The sequence below is a fragment of the Bacillus cereus group sp. BfR-BA-01331 genome, from assembly GCF_022663915.1.
Taxonomy (GTDB): Bacteria; Bacillota; Bacilli; order Bacillales; family Bacillaceae_G; genus Bacillus_A; species Bacillus_A mycoides.
In genome coordinates, this window is sequence record NZ_JAKUGJ010000006.1 from 97896 (window position 1) to 121632 (window position 23737).

Genomic DNA, 23737 nt, shown 5'->3' on the forward strand with positions numbered 1-23737 from the left:
TATGTCTCACCTGCCGGAATGGACACTTGTCATTCTTCGCTCTGTATTCATATTAATTATTTTATTCGCTATTACGAAATGGTTAGGAAAAAGACAAATCTCTCAGCTCTCCTTTTTTGAATACATAGCCGGAATGACAATCGGTGACATCGCTGCCCAAGTATCTACAGGGCTCGATTCAAAATTTTTCCACGGCGTCTTTGCGATACTCATTTTCGCTGTGGTACCTTTTTTCACAGGAATCCTCTCTTTAAAGAACAAAACAGCTCGAGATTTTTTTGAAGGAAAATCTACCGTATTAATAAAAGATGGAAAAATACTTGAAGATAACTTAAAGAAAGAAAAGTATACAAGTGATGAATTACTTGAGCTTCTCAGAGGAAAAAATGCGTTCAGCGTAGCTGATGTTGAATTTGCTGTACTAGAACCGAGCGGTGAATTAAATGTATTATTAAAGAAAGATCGCCAACCACTTACAGCAAAAGATATCAGCTTAAAAGTGCCAAACGAAAAAGAACCGCAAACTGTTATTATGGATGGAAATGTACTAGATGAACCTCTTTCTGCTAGCGGACATAATCGCGCTTGGTTACATTCTGAGCTAGAAAAACTCGGTGTTGTCATTGAAAATGTCTTTCTTGGTCAAGTTGATTCATACGGACAACTTACTATCGACATCTATAATGATAAACTCCAAATGCCTTCTCCTCAAAACAAGCCTTTATTATTTGCATCCTTAAAGAAATGCAATGCTGATCTTGAATTATTCTCTTTAGAAACGAAATCAAAATCAGCGAGTGATATGTATAGTAAAAACGCAAAACAAATCGAGAAAATCTTAAATAAAGTAACCTATCTGTTAAAAGAATAAAAAATGAAAGAACGCTTCTATACAAAAGGCGTTCTTTTGCCTTTTCCACACCACTAATCACGTTTAAATTTATGTAATTCGGTTATGATGTTGAAGATACATAAGCAGGGAATTTTAAAAACATAGCGAATAAATCATGATACAACTACATATTTTTTGATTTAAAGTGGTTTCGTTTGACCTTCATTGACCATAATTGTATTATAAGACTAAGAAAGCTTTTAAAGGAGGAAATAACAGATGAATTTAATTCCTACAGTAATTGAACAAACAAATCGTGGAGAACGCGCTTACGATATTTACTCTCGACTATTAAAAGATCGCATCATTATGCTTGGTAGCGCAATTGATGACAACGTAGCAAACTCAATCGTTTCCCAGCTTTTATTCTTGGAATCTCAAGATCCAGAAAAAGATATTCACATTTACATCAACAGCCCTGGTGGTTCTATCACAGCTGGTATGGCAATTTACGATACAATGCAGTTTATTAAACCACAAGTATCAACAATCTGTATCGGTATGGCTGCATCTATGGGTGCATTCTTACTTGCAGCAGGTGAAAAAGGAAAACGTTACGCACTTCCAAACAGTGAAGTTATGATTCACCAACCACTTGGCGGAGCACAAGGTCAAGCGACTGAAATCGAAATCGCTGCAAAACGTATCCTATTCTTACGTGAAAAATTAAACCAAATTCTTGCTGACCGCACAGGTCAACCACTTGAAGTTCTACAACGCGACACAGACCGCGACAACTTCATGACAGCAGAAAGAGCTCTAGAATACGGCTTAATCGATAAGATCTTTACAAATCGTTAATAACTAAAAGCGGAAGCGGCTCGTTCAGAATCGCAGGGCGTTGGAGCCCCTGATTCCGAGGCGCTTTTTGCCTCGAATGAAGGGGTGAAACGACCGACTGTTCTAGCCGCTGGAGCTGGATACATCTAAAAGCGGAAGCGGCTCGTTCAGAATGAGAGGGGGATGGAGCTTCTGACAAAGAGGTGCTTTTTACCTCGACGGAAGAAGCGAAGCCACCGACCATTCTAGCCGCTGGAGCTGGATACAACTAAAAGCGGAAGCGCCCTATTACAGGGCGCTTTTTTTATTATGTACAAGGGTATCACATACCCCCACCACTCAAACTCGACTCACCCCACAAACAGAAAAATAAAAAAAGCTATCGCACATTCGCGATAACCCTTTATTGTACATATGCAGTTAATGCTTCCAAAGCCTCTTCTGCATCTGAACCTTCTGTTGTGATTGTAATCATGCTACCAGTTCCGATTGCTAAGCTCATAATCCCCATTATGCTCTTTGCATTCACTGTCTTTCCATCTTTCTCGATGAAGATATCCGCATGAAAGCGATTTGCCTCTTGTACAAACAACGCAGCCGGCCGTGCTTGTAAGCCGTTTTTTAATGCCACTTTAACCAGTTTTTGAACCACAGCTCCATTTCCCCTTTAACCTTTTATTTTTTTGCTACTGTTTCCCCCGCGCGTAATTTCTCTGCAATTTCATCGATTTTACGCAAACGATGATTAATACCCGATTTACTAATTTTCCCCCCGGATACCATCTCACCTAACTCTTTCAATGTTACATCTTGATAATCTCTTCGTAACTGTGCAATTTCTCTTAATTTATCTGGCAAAATATCAAGCCCAACCGTCTCATCAATATAGCGGATGTTCTCAATTTGCCTTAGCGCTGCACCAATTGTTTTATTTAAATTAGCTGTTTCGCAGTTAACTAAACGATTTACTGAATTACGCATATCGCGAACAATTCGAATATCTTCAAATCTTAAAAGTGCATTATGAGCACCTATAATATTTAAAAACTCTGTAATTTTTTCAGCTTCTTTCAAATACGTAATGTACCCTTTTCTTCTTTCCAACGTCTTACTATTTAAATCAAATCCGTTCATCAGTTCACATATAGAATCATTATGTTCCTTATATAACGAAAAGATCTCTAAATGATAAGATGATGTTTCTGGGTTATTTACTGAACCACCTGCTAAAAATGCACCGCGTAAATACGATCGTTTACAACATTTCTTCTCGATTAATTCCTGCGATATATTTCGAATAAACGAAAAGTCATCTCGAACAATGTGAAGATCTGCTAATATTTCGCGAGACTTCTCAACAAGCCGCACGATATATACATTATTTTTCTTCAATCGCATTTTTTTACGAACAAGTAATTCTACCGTCACATCATATCCTTTTTTCAAAAGCGTATAAATCCTTCTTGCAATTGCTGCATTTTCCGTTTGAATATCGATAGATAGGCGACGGTTTGAAAAAGAAAGCGATCCGTTCATTCGAAGCAACGCCGATAATTCCGATTTCTCACAGCATTCCTTCATTTCAAGGTTGGTCAACTCTTTCTTTGTTTCTGATGCAAATGACACAGTCAACACCTCCTTATACTATTACTTTGGAACAAAAATCTTGTCCTATATGAATGAGGAGCGTTACCTCAAACGAGGCAACGCACATTTATAACAATGAATATAAAATAGAAGCTAACTTTAATGTATCATGCCTTACAACACGCTCATCATATTTCGCTAATCTATCTTGAATGATTTCGATATTATGTTCAGCAAAACGATTTGTATCCAGTGCAACTGGTTCCGACATCTCTTCCTCATATAACTTACGTAATTCATGAGGAATATCACGATTATTTACAATCGCAGTGTCGATAAATGGTTTACCTAAATGATCATGTAACGCCTGCACATGATCAAACGCAGTATAACCCTTCGTTTCGCCCGCTTGCGTCATAACATTACATACATATACCTTCTTCGCTTTTGCAGCAAGAACAGCGTCTCCAATTTTGTTAACAACTAAATTCGGTAATATACTTGTGTACAGACTTCCTGGACCGAAAACAAGCAAATCAGCTCGTTTAATTTCCGTCAACGTTTCACATAACGGTTCTACATCTTCTGGAGTTAAAAAGACACGATTAATCTTCTTCCCGAAATGAGGAATCTTTGATTCACCTGTTACAATTTCTCCATCTTCTAATTCTGCATGAAGTACCGCACTTTGATTCGCTGCTGGTAATACACGTCCTCTGACATTTAATACTTTACTCGTTTCCGTAATCGCGTGGTAAAAGTCTCCTGTAATCGAAGTCATACCTGCCAACAATAAATTTCCTAACGCATGCCCTTTCAGTCCGTCTCCAGTTGTAAAACGGTGCTGAAATAAAGCCTCCACTAATGGTTCTACATCCGATAACGCAACAAGTACGTTACGAATATCACCTGGAGGTGGAATTTCTAGCTCATCACGTAGTCTACCTGAACTGCCTCCATCGTCGGCTACTGTTACAACTGCTGTAATATCAACAGGATATTGTTTTAATCCCCTTAATAAAACAGAAAGTCCAGTTCCACCTCCCATGATAACAATTTTAGGTTTTCTCTCTTTTTTCATCCCCTAATGGCCCTTTCTCTTCTCCACATCACGATGAGATACATGAACGCTATACTCTGGTTTCAAATGTTTCCCAAGGTACTCTGTAAGCGTAACAGAACGATGTTGCCCACCTGTACATCCAATCGCAATTACAAGTTGACTCTTACCTTCTCTTTTATAATGAGGCAGCATGAAAGTGATAAGATCCGTCAATTTCTCTAAAAACTTATGTGTTTCATTAAATTTCAACACATACGACGAAACTTCTTCATCCAGTCCTGTTAATGGCTTCATATGTGGAATATAATATGGATTTGGTAAAAAGCGAACATCAAATACTAAATCAGCATCAATTGGAATTCCGTACTTAAATCCAAATGACATAACATTTACACGAAATGCTTGCTCAGTTTCTGTTGAGAATAAGTGAACAATTTTTTCTCGTAATTCTTTCGGTTTCAAATCAGATGTATCAAGCACAATATTCGCTCGTGCCTTCATATCAGTTAAGAGACCACGCTCAGCTTCAATTCCCTTTAACGGCAAGCCAGTTGGCGCAAGTGGATGCGAACGTCTCGTTTCTTTATAACGAGTTACAAGTGTGCTATCTTTCGCATCTAAAAATAAAATATGAGGAATAATCCATGTACGTTCTGATAAATCATCAAGCGCTCCCCATAAATATTCAAAAAACTCTCGGCCACGTAAATCAATACCGAGTGCCACTTTATTCATTTTTCCTTTTGAATCTGCCATAAGTTCAATAAACTTCGGCAATAACATCGGTGGTAAATTATCTACACAAAAATATCCTAAATCTTCGAAACTTTGTAACGCTACCGTCTTTCCAGCTCCAGACATCCCTGTAATAATTACCATTTTTATATCATTATTCTCTGTCATCGTATCCTCTCCTTGCAGGTTTAACTCGGATCTAATCGATATGAAAGCAACTCAAAATCTGGGGTATATACAAATGTACCGTAGATTATACCATTCCCTTTAATTAAATAATCAATAATGTGATAATCTCCTGGTGCCATTGCTAAATCATCAATTTTATCAAATGTATGCCAACCAATGATGCCTTCTTCGCTCTCTAATTTGTTTTCTCCTGCAAAATCTGTTGCTAAAAAGGAGAACATCATCCATTCAGAAACAACTTTATCACCTTCTTGGATGACAAAAGTGAAGACCCCTTTTAATGCTGGATTCTTTAAATAGATACCTGTTTCTTCACGATACTCGCGAACAACGGAATCTCTTACTGTCTCACCACGCTCCATTTTCCCGCCCGGTGCAACCCACCAATTTCGGCGAGGTTTTTGGAGTAAGAGTACTTCATTATCTCTAATTAACACACAGTTTGTCACTCTTTGCATGTTTCTTCACCTCAGCTACTTGCAGCAAAATTTCTCACTGCATACTCATTTCATTATACTATCAAAAACAGTTTGCTACAACGAAGGTGCCAGTCCCCTTTCGCTAAGCAATTGTAAAAATTCTTTCTATAGCAAGCAATCAAAATACCTTACTTCCCATGAATAGCACATAAAAATCCCCTTAACGATTTTTATCGTTAAGGGGATTAAAACACTTATTTCTTACCGAAATAAGTAACAACCGCAAATCCTAAAATAAAAGTAATAATTGAACTTACAATTGAAATTCCACCAGTCGGAATGCCAGGGAACACAATGACAATCGACCCGATAACGAGCCCAATAATTGCCGCAAATGTCATACTTTTATAACGATCTAACAAATAACTAATTCCTTTACTACTTACAACAAATCCGGCCATCACGCCGGCACCGATAACTACGATTAACGGTAAATTGAGTGTAGTTAAAGCGTTAATTGCTGTCGGATACACACCAATAATTAATAAAATAAACGATCCACTAATTCCAGGAAGAAGCATAGCCATACTAGCCATCCATCCTGCGAAAAATAAACCAATTGCATTTAAAATTGTTAACGTCGTAATCGGATCAGCTGCCTTATCTGGTTTAAAGAATGCTGTTATTGCAACAAGAATTGCTGCAATTATTAATAAGGCAATATGACTACCTTTAAACGTTGCCTTTGCATCAGCTTCTCTCATTAACATCGGTAATATACTAATAATTAAACCGAGGAAGAAAAATTGAGTCGGTTCATAATGATTTGCTAATAAATATTTAATAACATGACTTAACGTTAGAAAAGCTGCCGCTACACCAGCTGCAAGTGGGATTAAAAACGCTAAATGTTTTTTCCATTCACGACTAAAGAATCCGCTAATTGCTGCGAGCAATTGTTCATAAATCCCCAACACAACAGCGATTGTTCCGCCGCTCACACCAGGAATTAAATCACTAACGCCCATACAAAATCCACGATATATATTACGCCATTCCATACTGAATAAATTCCTCATTTCTTATAGTGATTTTTCCCGTAAATTCTAGTATAACAATAAGAAACACTATATTCTTAATTATTTTTGACAAAAGTTTGACATTTGAACAAAAAAAAGAAAGCCACCTATCGGTCGCTTTCTTCCAAAAAGGAAAAAACACCCTTATTTTTCTGTTACAGTCTTTAGTTCCTCTACTAACTCTTCTATATAATGCTGTGCACTCTGCGCTGCAATACTACCATCGCCTGTTGCCGTTACAATTTGACGAAGCATTTTTTCACGAACATCACCAGCTGCGAAAATACCAGGAACTTTCGTTTCCATACGCTCGTTCGTTTCAACATAACCATTTTCATTTGTAATACCTAGCTCAACAAACGGTTTTGATAATGGTAACATACCGATGTATATGAAAACGCCGTCAGTTTTAACTTCTTGTTCTTCTCCGCTGTTTACATCTACAAGTGTTACGCTTCCTACTTTACCATTTGCATCGTTAATTTCTTTTATAGTGTGATTCCAAATGAAATCTACTTTCTCATTTTTGAAAGCACGATCTTGTAAAATTTTCTGTGCACGAAGAGTGTCACGACGGTGAACGATCGTTACTTTTGATGCGAAGCGTGTTAAGAATACACCCTCTTCAACAGCAGAATCTCCGCCGCCAATAACAACAAGTTCTTTCCCTTTAAAGAATGCACCATCACATACTGCACAATATGATACACCGCGGCCGCCAAGTTCTGTTTCACCTGGCACACCAATTTTTTTATACTCTGCACCGCTTGCAACGATAATTGCACGTGCTTTATATTCTTTTTTACCAGCAATAATTGTTTTGTACTCTTTACCATCGATGATTGCTTTCACATCACCGTATGCATATTCAGCACCAAATTTCTTCGCATGCTCAAACATTTTATTTGATAAGTCTGGTCCTAAAATAGACTCATAACCTGGATAGTTCTCTACATCTTCTGTATTTGCCATTTGTCCACCTGGGATACCACGCTCAAGCATCAGTGTGCTTAAATTCGCACGAGATGTATATACCGCAGCTGTCATACCAGCTGGTCCTGCACCAATAATAATGACATCATAAATTTTTTCTTCTGACACACTATTCACTCCCATTCATTCATACACATTAAGTTACCCTCATTATACTGTTAGCATCATTTTTTTCCCAATGATTTGCCTACCCTACGTGTGCGTGCGCTTAACAGCCTGCACATACTTTCGTACAGTCGCTACAGATACATTATATACATCACCAAGCTCTGCCTGTGTCATCTTATTTCTTTGTTCGCCGCGCACAATGTATTCAATTGCCGCTGACCAACCGTACACATTTGTAAAAGTCGCTCCAGATGTATATAAACGTATGAACGTGCAAAACCAAAAATTTAAACACTCTTCGATTAATTCATCGTCTTTTTTCGTATAATTGTATAATGCATCCGCGATTCGTACGCACTGTTCAAATTGCTGTAAATCAGCTGGGATACTTTTATGACTATTAAGTAAAAAGAAATATTTTGCAAGTTGCGATACGATTGGAACACCATTTTTCGCTTGCGTTACATCAAAGAAGAATCCAACCTTCTCTGGTGTTGACAATTCATTCATTAAATATAAAGCTAGCATTTTCTCTTCTAGCGTCGTACTTTGCTGAAATGATTTTCGTAACTCTTCAAATAAAAGATTTTGTCCTTCATCTGCTAAATTCAGTGCATTCCACGGTTCTTTTCCTTTTTTATCAGGATGCAATTCTACAACATGTTGCCACATTTTTTCAGCTACTTGCTGTTCCTTCACCATATACGCAGAGTATGCAAACCAGTAATAAAAACTGACGTCTCCTTCATACCCTTGACGCTTTAATACTTTGAACCATTTATATGCAGGTTCAAAATGACCAATTGTTGCAAGTGTTGTTCCAAGTTTCAAACGATGCTCAAATGAAATTGGATATACCGAAACTAACTGCCCCGCTAATGACTCTACTTGCTTATGCTCTCCAATTGAATATAGAAAAATAAGCGTATTACAAAGCGCATGCATATTACCAGGATTTTTCTCTAAAATCATTTCTGTTAACTTAAGCGCTTGATCTACATTCCCTGATTGAAAATGTGCAATCGCTAAATTATTATGTCCTGACCAAAATTCTGGATATTCTTTCGTAACAACTTCTAGTGTAGCAATCGCCTCTTCTAATTGTCCGTTACGAATGTAGCGGTTCGCTTCTTCTTGCATAACAATTAGCTCATCTTCATCCTCAATCTCTTCCGCACCCATTGCATCTTCTTCCATAATCTCAAGCAATTCTAATGTATCTTTTACAAATTCCTTCTCTTCCGCAACTTCTAAATATCGCTCTGCATACTTCTTCGCCTGTTGAAACAAGCCCATATATGCATAATTATTTGAAATAAAATAATAGCATTGCTCAAGTTCAGGATTGGATCTAACAAGCTTTAGAAATATCTGATTCGACTCTTGATATTCACCAGATTCAGATAATGCTATTGCTAGTTGGCATAAAATAAACGGCTCCTTTTCGCTTTGTGCTGCTCTTCGAAAATATTTAATTGCATCTTGCAATTTTTGCCCTTTATAAGCCCTCATCCCTTTTTTATAAAAGAAGTCCGCTAACTGATTAAAAGAGATAACTTGTCCGTTCTCCTTATATATTCTTTGATTTTTCCCCATATATCCTCCAGTTTTTTGTTTTCTTCGTTCACACATTCTTCTATCTATAAGTATAAACGATTCCGTAAAAAACAAAACAGTATATTATAATCAATTATTTCCTTTTTATTCATAAAAACAGAAGGGAAATGTTACATTTTTAACATCAACCTTCTCTAGTGGCCATTTCCTCTTTCGTATAAATAATACGCATCGGATTTCCGCCTACGAAAGCGCCGCCTGGTACATCTTTATGGACAAGTGTGCCTGCAGAAACGATAGCTCCATCTCCAATTGTCACACCTGGTAAAATTGTCGTATTCGCTCCAATCATAACTTCATTCCCTATGACGATTTCTCCGAGTCGATACTCACGAATTAAATATTCATGCGCTAAAAGCGTTGTATTATAGCCGATAATTGAATTGTCTCCCACAGTAATCTTTTCTGGAAACATAATATCTGGCATTACCATAAGTGCAAACGACGTTTTCTTTCCTACTTCCATCCGTAAAAACGTGCGATATAACCAATTCTTTACGGATAAAAATGGCGTGTAACGTGCGATTTGGATGATAATAAAGTTTTTCATTACCTTCCAAAAAGAAACTGTTTTATACACATTCCACAATGAATTTTCTCCTGAAACAGGATAGCGCGTTGTCCGTCGCACTGAACTCTCTCCTCTACTTATATAAAGTGACACTTTAACCGGCAGGAATCTTACTACCCGTTAATGCGGGACAAAATCGGTAGTAAATCACTCATTTTATCTAGCACATAATCTGGTTTATACGCTTCTAAATACGCTCTACCTTTCAATGTCCATGAAACCGCTACTGTTTTCGTACCTGCATTTTGTCCACCGACGATATCATGATGATTATCACCAACCATCAATGTTTCTTCTGGCTTTGCATCTAATAATTCGAGTGCTTTTTGAAGTGGTTCTGGATGTGGTTTCACATGTTCCACATCATCAATCGTCACGACAACATCAAAAAACTGATCAAGTTTCGAAATCTTTAATCCCATTTCAACCGTCTGTCTCGCTTTCGTTGTAACGATGCCGATCTTATAACCTTGCTTCTTCAATTCTTGAACCGTTTCATATACAGTTTCATACTCTTCCACTAATTCATCATGATGCTCATGATTAAATTGACGATAACATGTAATCATCTCTTCAACCTTACTTGCATCAATTTTACTAAAAGTATCATGCAAAGATGGACCGATAAATGGCAATACATCTTCACGCTTATACTGATTAGAATAATAGTGATTTAACGTATGTAAAAAAGAAGAGATAATAAGTTCATTTGTATTAATTAACGTTCCATCTAAATCAAATAACACTGTATTTATTTTCATCGTCCTTAATCCTTTCATTACCTGAATATGAAAGAAGCAGCATCTTATATAAGATGCTACTTTTCTCTAATTTTCTAAATATCTTTTATCAGCTTGCCCCATTTTTCGTCTCACAATAATGAAAATGATAGAAATAACAACAATTCCAATAGACATTACTTGTGCAATACGAAGTGGTCCTAACATTAAACTATCTGTACGCAAACCTTCTACGAAGAAGCGTCCCACTGAATACCAAATTAAATATGTGAAGAATAATTCACCACGGCGTAAATTCACTTTTCGTAACGCGAGTAGTAAAATAACACCTGCAAAGTTCCATAATGATTCATATAAAAACGTTGGGTGATAATACACACCATCAATGTACATTTGATTAATAATGAAATCTGGTAAATGAAGACCTTCTAAAAACTGTCTCGTCACTTCATCACCATGCGCCTCTTGGTTCATAAAGTTTCCCCATCGGCCAATTGCTTGTCCTAGTAAAATACTCGGCGCAGCAATATCCGCTAACTTCCAGAATGAAAGCCCGCGTCGTTTCGCAAAAAGGATTCCTGTAATAACAGCACCGATTAAACCACCATGAATCGCCAAACCACCTTGACGAATATTAATAATTTGACTCGGATTTTGCGAATAATATTCCCATTCAAAAATGACATAATACATTCTCGCAAAAAGAATGGCAATTGGTACTGCGATTAATACAAGGTCGATAAATGTATCTTTGTGAATACCAAGCCTTTCTCCCTCGCGAGTTGCTAGCCAAAGACCTAATAGCACACCTGTACCGATAATAACCCCATACCAATAAACAGGGAACGGTCCAAGTTGGACTGCTATACGGTCAAGCTGTGGTACAGAACCTAACAGCATATATATGACCTCCCTCTCCAGAGTCTACTCTTGATTTCCTAACTCAATCGCACTCATTAATCGTTCAGAGAACTGTTGTGCCGCATTGACTCCCATACGTTTTAATCTGAAGTTCATCGCTGCTACTTCAATAATAACAGCCAAGTTTCGACCAGGACGAACTGGAAGTGTAATCTTCGTAAGTTCTGTATCAATAATCTTCATCTTCTCTTCATCAAGACCTAAGCGATCATAATTTTTCTTTTGATCCCAAATTTCAAGATTAATAACAAGTGTAATACGTTTATAATTTCGTACTGCCCCTGCACCGAATAACGTCATTACGTTAATGATACCTAGACCACGAATTTCTAATAAGTGCTCAATTAAATCAGGTGAGCTCCCTACTAATGTATCTTCATCTTCTTGACGAATTTCTACGCTATCATCCGCAACAAGGCGGTGACCACGCTTTACAAGTTCAAGCGCTGTCTCACTTTTCCCGACACCACTTTGACCTGTAATTAAAACACCAACACCATAAATATCTACTAACACACCATGAACAGCTGTTGTTGGCGCTAACTTACCTTCTAAATAGTTTGTTAAACGACTTGATAATCTCGTCGTCGTTTGAGCAGAACGTAATAAAGGCACGCCTGATTCTCGTGATGCTTGTAATAACTCATCCGGTACATCTTGATTACGAGTTACAATAATACAAGGCGTCTCCTCAGTACAAAGCGCTTTCATTCTCTCTTGCTTTTGCTCTGTCGTTAACGTATCAAAGAACGTAAGCTCCGTTTTCCCAAGAAGCTGCACGCGATCAGCTGGATAATATGTAAAAAATCCTGCCATTTCAATTCCAGGTCGCGATAAATCACTCGTATCAATCGGACGATGAATCCCTTCTTCACCACTTACTAACTCCAATTGAAATTGTTCAATTAAATCTTTTGTCCTTACTTTCGGCATATGTATAAACCTCCACTCCGCTGCGGGTTCAGTCTCATTTGATGTAAAATTCCATTCTATCGGATATTGTACCATTTTTTTCTGGAAACAAGAAACTCGGTTTCTAATAAATAGAAAAAAACATTTCATATGAATCATGAAATGTTTTTCTTTTTGTCATTTTCTCTTTTTTTCATGTAATGGTTCAACAATTACTTTTTCAATTATCATATTAAAAATAGAAATACAAATTGCCGCAACAATCGCTACACCAAACCCAGATATATTAAAGGCGTCCCCTAATAACGAATCCGTCATCTTTAACGTAATCGCATTAATAACAATTAAGAAGAAACCGAAAGTTACAAGAGTAATCGGTAGCGTAATTAAGATTAAAAGCGGCTTTACAAATACGTTTAAAATCGCCAATATAATACTCGCAATAATTGCAGTTTGTATATTTGCTATGTAAAATGCGTCTGGTGCAACCCCTTTTAAAAGTCCGGATACAGCGATTAACACAACGCTATTTACAAGAAGTGATACAATCCATCTCATTTCCTTACACATCCTTTTAACATATATATTTCATCATACGCTAATAGACAATAAACGCAAGTATCATACGAGCGCTTATATCAACTTATTCTACCCTTCATGCTTGTATACCTATTAACAACCTTACTAGTTTTCCTTAGTGAAATAAAAACCGAGTGTAATTCCCACTCGGCTTTCATTAACAACTTATTGTGATAACTCTACTTCTTTTATTTTCTCTTTCATTCTTGCTTTATCACGATTTAAAATCTCTTTTAAATACTTACCTGTATAAGAGCGCTCTTCTTTCACTACTTGCTCTGGCGTTCCGGAAGCAACGATTTGTCCGCCTTTGTCTCCGCCTTCTGGTCCAAGGTCAATAATATAATCAGCTGTTTTAATAACATCTAAATTATGCTCAATTACAAGTACCGTCTCACCACTCTCAACAAGACGTTGCAACACTTCTAGAAGGCGTGCAATATCATGTGCATGTAAGCCAGTCGTTGGCTCATCTAAAATGTATAACGTGCGCCCTGTAGAACGACGATGTAATTCAGAAGCTAATTTCACACGCTGCGCCTCACCACCTGATAACGTCGTAGCTGGTTGTCCTAATTTCATATAACCAAGCCCTACATCTACAAGAGTTTGAAGTTTACGCTTAATTTTCGGGATATTAGCAAAGAACTCTACCCCATCTTCAATTGTCATCCCTAACACTTCAGAAATATTCTTATCTTTATATTTCACTTCTAACGTTTCACGGTTGTAACGTTTACCGTGACAAACTTCACATGGAACATACACGTCTGGTAAGAAATGCATTTCGATTTTAATAATTCCATCACCGCGGCACGCTTCACAACGGCCGCCTTTTACGTTAAAGCTGAAACGTCCTTTTTGATACCCACGTACTTTCGCTTCATTCGTGTGCGCAAATACATCACGAATATCATCAAATACGCCAGTGTATGTCGCCGGATTTGAACGTGGTGTACGCCCGATTGGTGATTGATCAATATCAATCACTTTATCTAACTGCTCAAGACCTTTAATTTCTTTATGAGCCCCTGGCTTTGCTTTCGCTTTATATAGCTTTTGAGCTAATGATTTGTATAGTACTTCATTAATTATCGTACTTTTTCCAGAGCCAGATACGCCTGTTACTGCTACAAATGTTCCTAGAGGGAATGACATTTTCGCATTCTTTAAGTTATTTTCTTTCGCGCCGACAATCTCCACTTTACGTCCGTCACCTTTACGTCTTTCAAGTGGTACCGGAATAAACTCTTTACCGCTTAAATATTTCCCAGTTAATGAATTCTCGTCTTGCATAACTTCAGCTGGTGTACCTGCTGATACAACTTGACCACCATGAATACCTGCACCAGGTCCGATATCAAGTAAATAATCAGCAGCCATCATCGTATCTTCATCATGCTCAACAACAATTAACGTATTTCCTAAATCACGCATTTCCTGCAATGTACGAATAAGACGATCATTATCACGCTGATGCAAACCGATAGAAGGCTCATCAAGAATGTAAAGTACGCCAGTAAGGCGAGAACCAATTTGTGTCGCTAAACGAATACGCTGCGCCTCACCACCTGATAAAGTTCCTGCGGCACGACTTAACGTTAAATAATCTAAACCGACGTTCACTAAGAACCCAACACGTTCCTGAATTTCTCTTAAAATTAAATGAGCAATTTTTTGTTGTTTCTCCGTTAACTCAACAGTTGAGAAGAACTCCTGTACTTCTTGAACAGAATATTTCGTTACATCGGCAATCGTTTTATCACCAACGAAAACAGCTAAACTCTCAGGCTTTAAGCGTCCACCTTTACACTTCGGACAAGCTTGCTCTGCCATATATTTCTCCATTTGCTCGCGAATATAATCAGAACTCGTCTCACGATAACGACGCTCAATATTCGGGATAACACCTTCAAATAAAATCTCATTTTCCTTTACTTGACCAAATTCATTCACATAGCGGAAATAAAGCTTCTCTTCTCCGCTTCCGTACAGCACTTTATCAAATAAATCCTTCGGTATATCTTTCACCGGCATATCCATATCGATGCCGTAATGATTACACACAGATTTTAATAATTGCGGGTAATATTGTGAACTTGTCGGTTCCCAAGGAGCAATCGCATGTTCATTTAATGATACATCCCAGTTCGGAATAACAAGTTCTAAATCTACCTCTAACTTCGATCCAAGCCCATCACAAGAAGGACACGCGCCGAACGGACTATTAAACGAGAACATACGCGGCTCTAATTCTCCGATTGAAAAACCACAATGTGGACAAGCATGATGTTCACTAAATAGAAGTTCTTCCTCTCCCATTACATCGATTAAAACTCGGCCCCCGCCAAGCTTTAAAGCACTTTCTAGTGAATCTGCAAGTCGGCTTGCAATTCCTTCTTTCACAACAATACGGTCAATAACAACTTCAATTGAATGCTTCTTATTTTTTTCTAAAGTAATCTCTTCAGATACATCCAGCATCTCTCCATCAACGCGCACACGAACATAACCTTGCTTCTTAATATCTTCTAATACTTTCGCATGCGCACCTTTACGCCCTGACACGATAGGCGCTAGCACTTGCAACTTCGTACGTTCAGGATATTCAAGAACACGGTCTACCATCTGTTCCACTGTTTGTGATGTAATTTCAATTCCATGATTCGGACAAATCGGCGTACCAATTCGTGCGAATAATAAACGTAAATAATCATAAATCTCCGTTACCGTTCCAACCGTTGAACGAGGATTACGACTCGTTGTTTTTTGATCAATTGAAATCGCTGGAGATAAACCTTCAATCATATCAACATCCGGCTTATCCATTTGCCCTAAAAACTGGCGCGCATACGCAGATAAAGATTCCACGTATCTACGCTGTCCTTCTGCATAAATCGTATCGAATGCTAACGATGATTTCCCCGAACCAGACAATCCCGTCACAACAACAAGCTGATTTCTCGGAATGGTTACGTCAATATTTTTTAAATTATGCGCTCTAGCACCTTTTACAACAATAAAATCTTTACTCACTCTTTTCACCCTTCCGCTTTTAATTCTAATAGTAAATCTCTTAATTCAGCTGCACGCTCGAAATCTAATGCCTTTGCTGCTTCTTTCATCTCTGCTTCCATCTTCGCAATTGTATTTTCACGTTCTTTTTTCGTCATCTTCTTAGCTGGTGTTGCTTCATATATTTCCGTATCCTCAGCTGCTGTTGTCGCACGAATAACGTCACGTACTCCTTTTTGAATCGTTTTCGGCGTAATACCATGCTTTTCATTGTAAGCTTCTTGTATACTACGACGACGCTGTGTTTCTTCAATTGCAATTCCCATTGATCTCGTTATGCGATCTGCGTACATAATAACGCGGCCGTTTGCATTACGCGCCGCACGACCAATTGTTTGAATTAATGAACGCTCTGAACGTAGGAACCCTTCCTTATCAGCATCTAAAATAGCTACAAGTGATACTTCTGGAATATCTAATCCTTCTCGTAATAAGTTAATACCGACAAGTACATCAAACTTACCAAGGCGAAGATCACGGATAATTTCAATACGCTCTAATGTTTTAATTTCAGAGTGAAGATAATTCACTTTAATTCCTACATCTTTTAAATAGTCCGTTAAATCCTCTGACATTTTCTTCGTTAAAGTCGTAATTAATACACGTTCATTTTTCGCAATCCGGTCATGGATTTCTCCTAATAAATCATCTATTTGTCCTTCAATTGGTCGTATATCAATTGGTGGATCTAAAAGCCCTGTTGGACGAATAATTTGTTCTATTGCTTTCGGTGACTGCTCTAACTCGTACGGTCCTGGCGTTGCCGAAACGTAAATAACTTGATTCGTTTTCTCTTCAAACTCATCAAACGTGAGCGGTCTATTATCTAAAGCTGATGGCAGACGGAATCCATGATCAACAAGCACTTGCTTACGTGCTTGGTCCCCGTTATACATCGCCCTTACTTGCGGAACCGATACGTGCGACTCATCCATAACGATTAAGAAATCCTCTGGAAAATAATCTAAAAGCGTATACGGCGTTGAACCTGCTGGACGAAGTGTTAAATGACGGGAATAGTTTTCAATCCCTGAACAAAAGCCCATCTCTCGCATCATTTCTAAATCATAACGCGTTCGCTGTTCTATGCGCTGCGCCTCTAACAACTTACCGTTATCATTTAATTCTTTTAAACGCTCTTCTAATTCTTTTTCGATATTTTCAATAGCGACCTTCAGCTTTTCTTCACGTGTAACGAAGTGAGATGCCGGGAAGATTGCTACATGATCACGTTCTGCTAATACTTCACCCGTTAATGCATTTACTTCTCGAATACGATCTATTTCATCCCCAAAAAATTCAATTCGAATACAATGCTCATCAAGTGATGCGGGGAAGATTTCAACTACATCTCCGCGCACACGGAATGTACCACGCTTAAAATCAATATCATTACGTCCATACTGTACATCAACAAGTTCACGAAGCAATTGATTGCGGTCCTTTTCCATACCAATTCGTAGCGAAACAACTAACTCGCGGTATTCTTCCGGAGAACCTAAACCGTATATGCACGAAACACTCGCAACGATAATAACATCATCTCTTTCAAATAAAGAAGACGTTGCCGAGTGGCGTAATTTATCAATTTCATCGTTAATTTGCGCATCTTTTTCAATAAACGTATCCGTATGTGGTACGTACGCTTCTGGCTGATAATAATCGTAATAACTAACAAAATACTCCACAGAATTGTTAGGAAAGAAATCTTTCAGCTCACTATATAACTGTCCTGCTAACGTTTTATTATGAGCCATTACAAGTGTTGGCTTCTGCACTTCTTTAATGACATTTGAAATCGTAAATGTCTTACCCGTTCCTGTCGCTCCAAGCAACACTTGCTTTTTCTTCCCACTATTAATTCCCTCTACAAGCTTCTCTATCGCTCCCGGCTGATCACCTTGCGGGGAATACTCTGAGATAATTTCAAATGGATGTTCCAACTAAAAACCGACCTCCTCATAAAAATCTGTATTATTATTTTACCACGAATGCCCATAAAAAACCTAAAAAAACGAACAGATATTCGGTAAAATTTTCGACAAGATATACATAAAAAAAGAAGGAATAAATACTTCCTTCCTTTACAAATTTTATTTTAAAGGCACATGTAACAAATCATATCCATTACGCATTTCCTCATTCATGTACTCTACTAACCTATAAGCAATATCTACCTCACATGTCTCTTTAACAATCCTTTTACAACTATCTCTTTTTCCTACTGTCATCCTCTCCCACACAAACTATTTGTATACCCAAAAAAGAAACCTATACTAAATTCACAAAAAGCTACTTTCCTCTATGAAAGTAGCTTCCCTTTTCCTTTCTCCTTCTTCGGAAAAATCACATATGAAAATGAAATCACAGTATCCGCTAAAAGAATAATAGCCCACACTTTGCTTACACGGCTTGCTGCTTTATTTAAAACGATTCCTGACTCTAACCAATTTCCCCACTGTTCTACTGGAATAAGCCCATACATGAAGAAAAAGAATATATGAACCGCAACAAACAAAATAAGATGTAAAACCCAATTTTTTATTTCCTGCTTCGCATGCGTCATCCCTGTTACTTCAAGTGGTTCTTCGATAATAGGCGCCGGTTCATTCCGCCACTTCGCAACTAATTTTTGTACATATATATCTAATTTCTTCAAATCCTTTTTCCCATAAAAAACTGCATATAATAAAATGATTACCGTAATGATTTGAAAATTAGAGAACTTCCCTGTTTGATAATAGTCCACTACCCCTAAAGTTAAAATAAACACTTCATTTACGAGGAGTACAATCCCCATAATAAAACTCGCCTTTTTCAAACGGAATCCGTAACGAAGTAAAAAGAAACCGATAGCTGATAACCAAAATACAATTTCTGCCCCAATTAAAAAATACCAACGATATTCTGCGAGTATACTCATTTATCCCTCTCCTTCTCATCATATATACGAAAAGCCTCATCCATATATAATAAAAGTTCTTCTTCAATTGGATACATGCTCATTTTCTGTGAATCTTCCTTCGATTTTCTAACTTCCCATAACTTATCTAAAAACGCTTCGTCACCATTGGCCATTTCTAAACACTTCTGCATTAATCTCTTCGTTGCCCCTTGTACCTCATCACTCACGGCTTCTTTGCCGTCTTTCATAAAAGTACGTAATTGCTTTAATAAATCTACCCATTCTAAAATATTCGGATCCTCTTCACTCATATTCGGCAAGTTATGAAGCAATTTTTGTTCTTCCTTTGAAAATACTTCATTTTGAAATATTTCACGTATACGAGACGACTGTTTCGAAAGCTGAATAAGTTCAAACATAACTTTCCAATCAAGTTCTCCTTCCACATCTACCGAATAAACAACAGCTTGTAAAACACGCTCCATTCGATTGAATTTCTTTTGTTCTTCCTGTACAAACCGAAGTTGTTTTTCAAGAGAATCCTTTAAGTTAAGCTCACCTTTTACTAACATATTCGCAGCCTCTTTTAATGAAAATCCCATTTCCTTTAAAAACAAAATTTGTTGTAGTCGAATGACATCAGTTTCACTATATAACCGATGTCCACCCTCCGTTTTCCCGCTCGGCTTTAATAAATCTATTTGATCATAATAACGTAATGTACGTACTGTTACCCCTGTCTCTTTCGTCAATTGTTGTATTGAAATCACTACCATCACCTCTTCCCCTTCATTATAAAAGATGACGTTACGTAACTTTCAAGACTTTTGTAAAAAAAATACAAAAAGCTGTTTATACTCTTTGTATCAACAGCTTTTACGGAAATAATCCCTTTTGTATAGAGCGCCCACAAAATAAAATAAGTGCGCCAACAACAACACTCGTTGCTGTTTTATGATAATGAGCTGAAACTAATAAATAATATGATAAACCTACAGTACCAAGCATAATACAAATACTTGGCACTGGATTACGAGAGAAGTTTTGCATCCCCCAAAACAAAGCAAAAATAGCCGTAGCGACACATAATACCGGTAATCCCATCCCAGTTCCCCTTTTTCTATCTATTCCTTGTTGCTAACACACTCGTCGATGCCATACTTATTAATAAACCAAAAATAGCAATATATAATAACTCATTTACATGTACTGCTTGCCTATCTAAATACTTATTTACACAAAGATACATAATGAACAAGAAAATGAAGCTTGTAATACAAATCGTAAAATACGACTTTATCTTATTCACAACTCGCTCATCAATCGACGGTACTCCCTCTTCTTTCAAACGCTTTTGTTCTCTATATTCCGAAATACCATATAAAATGACTAGTGCTACATTCGATATGAAGATCGTTCCCCACGAAATATTTAAAATCATTAAACTCACATTTAAAACAAGACCCGCTAAAAATAAACTTCCTATAAACCGTATAATATCTTGTTTACTCATACATGATCAGCCTCTTTTTGATTTCTATATTTCCACTTCGGCCAATAGTTCACAAGAAAATACACCCACTGCCCTATTACAAATAAAACAAACGGCATGCCCGCATTTCCATCAACAATTAAATTATACAAACTCCATATTGCTAAACTAATCGTAAAAAATAACCCTACATATTTAAACGCTTTATCCGACTGAAATCTCTCAAACTCATCTTGCATTTTCATTCCTCCTATCGTTATGCTCGTTTTCCCGCCATTACTCCTATGATGAGACTACCCGCAAATAAGGAACTACATATCATAAATATTTCTTGCACTGGTATAACAGCTCTGCCTATTGCTTTACTCGCAACAATATAAACAATAAGCAATAAAAACGCGCATACAAATGAAACATTTACATACCTTTTTATGTTTTCATTTACTCGCTCATCTATATCTGGAAGTTCTTCTTTTTTGTACTTACGCTTTTTGTAATACACACACACTATCAAAAATGCAATTGCTAAAATGTTACTCACTACGAGTGATAAAATTGGTATAGCCGGATTCATAATATGAACTACAATGTCTCCCAAAAACAATCCAAAAGTCACACCGGTAAATAATTTTTTAGTATCGTTCATTTTTTCTCCCCTTACTCTAGCGTAAATATTTCCTCCACCTTCATCCCAAAATATTTGGCGATTTTTAAGGATAACTCTAGACTCGGGTTATAATGATGGTTTTCAATCGCCACAATTGTCTGTCGCGTCACTTGCATCGCCTTTGCCATTTCAACTTGCGTTATATGATTTTGCTTTCTTAACTCTTTTATTGTATTTTTTACACCCATAGGCTCCACCTTCGAAAGTAAAGATATCTTTACTTTAATTATAAATATTTTCCAATTGCAAGTAAAGATATCTTTACAAAAAAAGTAAAAAAAGAGACATCTATAAGATGCCTCTTTGCTACTACATAAATCCTAATGCATATACAAGAACGTACCCAAGAACAGATAAGCAAACCGAGCCAATCAATCCTGCCACGAATGCCCTACTTCCTAATTTGCGGAACGTTTTAAACTCTACATTTAAACCGAGTCCTGCCATTGCCATTGCAATAAGCATGTACGCAATGACTACAATATATCCAGCAACAACTTCTGGGATAATCCCAATCGAATGCACTGCACTCATCGCTAAAAATCCAAAGATGAACCATGGAATTGGAAGGTCGCGCCACGATCTTTTTTCCTCGCTATCTTCACTCTTACCAAACCATAATCCAATTAAAATTGCTACTGGCACAAGCATCGCAACGCGCGTTAATTTCACAATAACCGCGATGTCTACAGCCGTGCTACCTCCTGGCGCCGCCGCAGCGATAACGTGAGCGATTTCGTGCAATGTCGCACCTGAAAACACCCCGTAACCGTACGGTGAGAAGCCCAGCACTGGGTATAATAGCGTATAAATAAGTGTAAATATTGTACCTAAAATTGCAATAATCGCTGCCCCAACTGCCGTTTCTTCATCTTTCGCTTTCACTTGCGGTGCAATCGCGACGACTGCGGCCGCACCACAAATCGCCGTCCCGCATGCTGTTAAAATCCCAAGTTTCTTTTCTACTTTAAATACTTTCGTTAGTCCATATACAACGAAAATTGTAAATGTAATAACAACCGCTGCGATGACCAATACTTTCGGCCCCGCCTTCGCAATATCTACAAGATTTAACCGCATTCCAAGTAAGATGATCCCAAAGCGTAGCAACTTCTTGCTCGCAAAGTTCGTTCCCGCTATCGCTTCTTGAGGAATCCCGATTGCCGCGCGCCAAACCATCCCGATTAGAATAGCGATTACTAATTGTCCCATAATATTTAAAAATGGAAGCTCTGCTAAATATTTCGCGGCGATTGCGATTAATAACGTAATCCCAATACCTTGCGAAAATCCAAAGCCCTTCTTCTTTTGTATAACAAGTGTTTGTTCCACTTTGTACCACCCCAATAATCGTATTGGAACATGCATGTTCTTTCTAGTTACATTATAAGAGAGTTTTAATAATAAGTTTAATATCAATATTGAATCCCTATCATCAGAAATACTTATGATAAAATAAAAGCAAAAATAAAGGGGCCTAACAAATGAACGTCGACATTTTAAAGATTTTTGTTACTGTCGTTGAACAAAAACATTTTTCGCGTGCTGCGGAACTATTAAACCTTTCACAACCTGGCGTTAGTATGCACATTCGCAACCTGGAAAATGAATTTGGGACTACACTTATTCAGCGGTCCCCAAAGCACGTCCAAGTTACGGAAGCTGGAAACATATTATACATACACGCAAAGCAAATGCTTTCACTTTATGAAGATGCAAAACAGGAAATTAATGCGCTGCATAACGTCGTAACAGGGACACTTCGCATCGGCGCTAGCTTTACAATTGGCGAATACTTACTTCCAAAAATACTTGCGCGCTTTGCCAATGAAAATGCACACGTCGAAGTTCATACATTTATCTCCAATACGGAAGAAGTTTTGCAAAGCCTCCGCTCTAATCAAATTGATATCGGCTTAGTGGAAGGCCAAGTCGTATACGCTGACGTAGATGTTGAAACTTTTATGCAAGATGAAATGAAACTCGTCGTCCCGCCAAACCACCCATTGCTCCATATCAAGGGAATTAACGAAAATACATTGCAAGACCAAGTCTGGGTATTAAGGGAGAGCGGCTCTGGCACACGTGCCTATAGCGATCGCTTTATACACCAACATCATTTAAAAATGAAACGCTTCTTTACATTTAGCAGTATTCAAAGCGTGAAGGAAGCCGTTGCAGCCGGTCTTGGCATCGCTATCCTTTCAGATTGGACTGTTCGAAAAGAACTATTAGCAAAAGAACTATTCCACATCCCTGTTCCGAACGAAGAGCTAATCCGTCCATTCTCCATCGTGCGCGGCAAATATTTTATCCCGTCTAAAGCTATTCAAGTCTTTTTAAAACACGTAGATTCTTTTGCGAAAAAACAGAGTTGACCTTCACATTAGTGTGAAGGTTTACAATACATGTA

General features: G+C 37.7%; 26 protein-coding genes. 3 read left to right on the forward strand and 23 right to left on the reverse strand.

Going from position 1 to position 23737, the window contains the following annotated elements; translation table 11 throughout:
- Window position 1: 1 nt before the first annotated feature.
- Window positions 2-871 (forward strand): DUF421 domain-containing protein, encoded by an 870-nt coding sequence (locus tag MR155_RS13280; protein ID WP_219300933.1) that lies wholly within the window; start codon window positions 2-4, stop codon window positions 869-871.
- A 240-nt stretch (window positions 872-1111) separates the two neighbouring features.
- The gene (clpP, locus tag MR155_RS13285) at window positions 1112-1693 is read left to right on the forward strand and encodes an ATP-dependent Clp endopeptidase proteolytic subunit ClpP (protein WP_001049163.1); all 582 of its coding nucleotides are present in this window, start codon (window positions 1112-1114) and stop codon (window positions 1691-1693) included.
- Between the two features lie 382 nt (window positions 1694-2075).
- On the opposite strand, the gene MR155_RS13290 is transcribed toward clpP, so the two are convergent.
- The 23 genes from MR155_RS13290 to MR155_RS13400 all read right to left on the reverse strand — a co-directional run bounded on the left by MR155_RS13290 (window position 2076) and on the right by MR155_RS13400 (window position 22656).
- Window positions 2076-2324 (reverse strand): HPr family phosphocarrier protein, encoded by a 249-nt coding sequence (locus tag MR155_RS13290; protein ID WP_002016081.1) that lies wholly within the window; start codon window positions 2322-2324, stop codon window positions 2076-2078.
- A 23-nt stretch (window positions 2325-2347) separates the two neighbouring features.
- Entirely contained in the window at window positions 2348-3298 is a 951-nt protein-coding gene (whiA, locus tag MR155_RS13295) for a DNA-binding protein WhiA (protein WP_002016082.1), read from the reverse strand.
- Between the two features lie 88 nt (window positions 3299-3386).
- Window positions 3387-4340: a gluconeogenesis factor YvcK family protein gene (locus MR155_RS13300; RefSeq protein ID WP_113936267.1), complete on the reverse strand. Its 954-nt coding sequence runs from the start codon at window positions 4338-4340 to the stop codon at window positions 3387-3389.
- A gap of 3 nt (window positions 4341-4343) precedes the next feature.
- Complete coding sequence (gene rapZ / locus MR155_RS13305) at window positions 4344-5225, reverse strand: RNase adapter RapZ (protein WP_002016084.1); 882 nt, start codon at window positions 5223-5225, stop codon at window positions 4344-4346.
- Window positions 5226-5245: 20 nt separating this feature from the next.
- A complete protein-coding gene (locus MR155_RS13310; protein ID WP_001190080.1) occupies window positions 5246-5704 on the reverse strand; it encodes an NUDIX hydrolase in 459 nt (152 codons plus the stop codon).
- 215 nt (window positions 5705-5919) lie between these two features.
- Complete coding sequence (locus tag MR155_RS13315; protein ID WP_002016085.1) at window positions 5920-6726, reverse strand: DUF368 domain-containing protein; 807 nt, start codon at window positions 6724-6726, stop codon at window positions 5920-5922.
- A 162-nt stretch (window positions 6727-6888) separates the two neighbouring features.
- Complete coding sequence (trxB, locus tag MR155_RS13320; RefSeq protein ID WP_242310130.1) at window positions 6889-7845, reverse strand: thioredoxin-disulfide reductase; 957 nt, start codon at window positions 7843-7845, stop codon at window positions 6889-6891.
- An 84-nt stretch (window positions 7846-7929) separates the two neighbouring features.
- A complete protein-coding gene (locus MR155_RS13325; RefSeq protein ID WP_113936266.1) occupies window positions 7930-9441 on the reverse strand; it encodes a tetratricopeptide repeat protein in 1512 nt (503 codons plus the stop codon).
- Between the two features lie 145 nt (window positions 9442-9586).
- Window positions 9587-10093: an acyltransferase gene (locus MR155_RS13330; RefSeq protein WP_002139159.1), complete on the reverse strand. Its 507-nt coding sequence runs from the start codon at window positions 10091-10093 to the stop codon at window positions 9587-9589.
- Window positions 10094-10146: 53 nt separating this feature from the next.
- Window positions 10147-10794 carry a pyrophosphatase PpaX gene (gene ppaX, locus MR155_RS13335; protein ID WP_242310133.1) on the reverse strand — a complete coding sequence of 216 codons (648 nt, stop codon included), beginning with the start codon at window positions 10792-10794 and terminating at the stop codon, window positions 10147-10149.
- Between the two features lie 66 nt (window positions 10795-10860).
- The gene (gene lgt / locus MR155_RS13340; protein ID WP_002034719.1) at window positions 10861-11673 is read right to left on the reverse strand and encodes a prolipoprotein diacylglyceryl transferase; all 813 of its coding nucleotides are present in this window, start codon (window positions 11671-11673) and stop codon (window positions 10861-10863) included.
- 24 nt (window positions 11674-11697) lie between these two features.
- Window positions 11698-12627, reverse strand: coding sequence for an HPr(Ser) kinase/phosphatase (gene hprK / locus MR155_RS13345; protein WP_002016091.1), 930 nt, complete (start codon window positions 12625-12627; stop codon window positions 11698-11700).
- Window positions 12628-12783: 156 nt separating this feature from the next.
- Window positions 12784-13164: a phage holin family protein gene (locus MR155_RS13350; RefSeq protein ID WP_002089574.1), complete on the reverse strand. Its 381-nt coding sequence runs from the start codon at window positions 13162-13164 to the stop codon at window positions 12784-12786.
- A gap of 186 nt (window positions 13165-13350) precedes the next feature.
- A complete protein-coding gene (gene uvrA / locus MR155_RS13355) occupies window positions 13351-16221 on the reverse strand; it encodes an excinuclease ABC subunit UvrA (RefSeq protein WP_098167525.1) in 2871 nt (956 codons plus the stop codon).
- Window positions 16222-16226: 5 nt separating this feature from the next.
- On the reverse strand, window positions 16227-18203 hold the full coding sequence (gene uvrB / locus MR155_RS13360) for an excinuclease ABC subunit B (protein WP_242310135.1): 1977 nt from the start codon (window positions 18201-18203) through the stop codon (window positions 16227-16229).
- Window positions 18204-18562: 359 nt separating this feature from the next.
- Window positions 18563-19183, reverse strand: a complete 621-nt coding sequence (locus MR155_RS13365) for a hypothetical protein (RefSeq protein WP_242310138.1) — start codon at window positions 19181-19183, stop codon at window positions 18563-18565.
- Window positions 19180-19941, reverse strand: coding sequence for a MerR family transcriptional regulator (locus tag MR155_RS13370; protein ID WP_242310140.1), 762 nt, complete (start codon window positions 19939-19941; stop codon window positions 19180-19182). The genes MR155_RS13365 and MR155_RS13370 overlap by 4 nt, the downstream gene beginning before the upstream one ends.
- A 100-nt stretch (window positions 19942-20041) precedes the next feature.
- On the reverse strand, window positions 20042-20269 hold the full coding sequence (locus tag MR155_RS13375; protein WP_242310144.1) for a hypothetical protein: 228 nt from the start codon (window positions 20267-20269) through the stop codon (window positions 20042-20044).
- A 16-nt stretch (window positions 20270-20285) separates the two neighbouring features.
- Window positions 20286-20678 (reverse strand): ATPase, encoded by a 393-nt coding sequence (locus tag MR155_RS13380; protein WP_219300928.1) that lies wholly within the window; start codon window positions 20676-20678, stop codon window positions 20286-20288.
- Entirely contained in the window at window positions 20675-20896 is a 222-nt protein-coding gene (locus MR155_RS13385) for a hypothetical protein (RefSeq protein WP_088064793.1), read from the reverse strand. The genes MR155_RS13380 and MR155_RS13385 overlap by 4 nt, the downstream gene beginning before the upstream one ends.
- Before the next feature lie 17 nt (window positions 20897-20913).
- Window positions 20914-21303 carry a hypothetical protein gene (locus tag MR155_RS13390; protein ID WP_215587063.1) on the reverse strand — a complete coding sequence of 130 codons (390 nt, stop codon included), beginning with the start codon at window positions 21301-21303 and terminating at the stop codon, window positions 20914-20916.
- An 11-nt stretch (window positions 21304-21314) separates the two neighbouring features.
- A complete protein-coding gene (locus MR155_RS13395; protein ID WP_002143740.1) occupies window positions 21315-21512 on the reverse strand; it encodes a helix-turn-helix transcriptional regulator in 198 nt (65 codons plus the stop codon).
- A 121-nt stretch (window positions 21513-21633) separates the two neighbouring features.
- Window positions 21634-22656, reverse strand: coding sequence for a YeiH family protein (locus MR155_RS13400; protein WP_219300926.1), 1023 nt, complete (start codon window positions 22654-22656; stop codon window positions 21634-21636).
- Window positions 22657-22808: 152 nt separating this feature from the next.
- Here MR155_RS13400 and MR155_RS13405 point away from each other — a divergent pair, with 152 nt between their 5' ends.
- The gene (locus MR155_RS13405) at window positions 22809-23702 is read left to right on the forward strand and encodes a LysR family transcriptional regulator (RefSeq protein WP_012261980.1); all 894 of its coding nucleotides are present in this window, start codon (window positions 22809-22811) and stop codon (window positions 23700-23702) included.
- The last annotated feature ends 35 nt before the right edge of the window (window positions 23703-23737 follow it).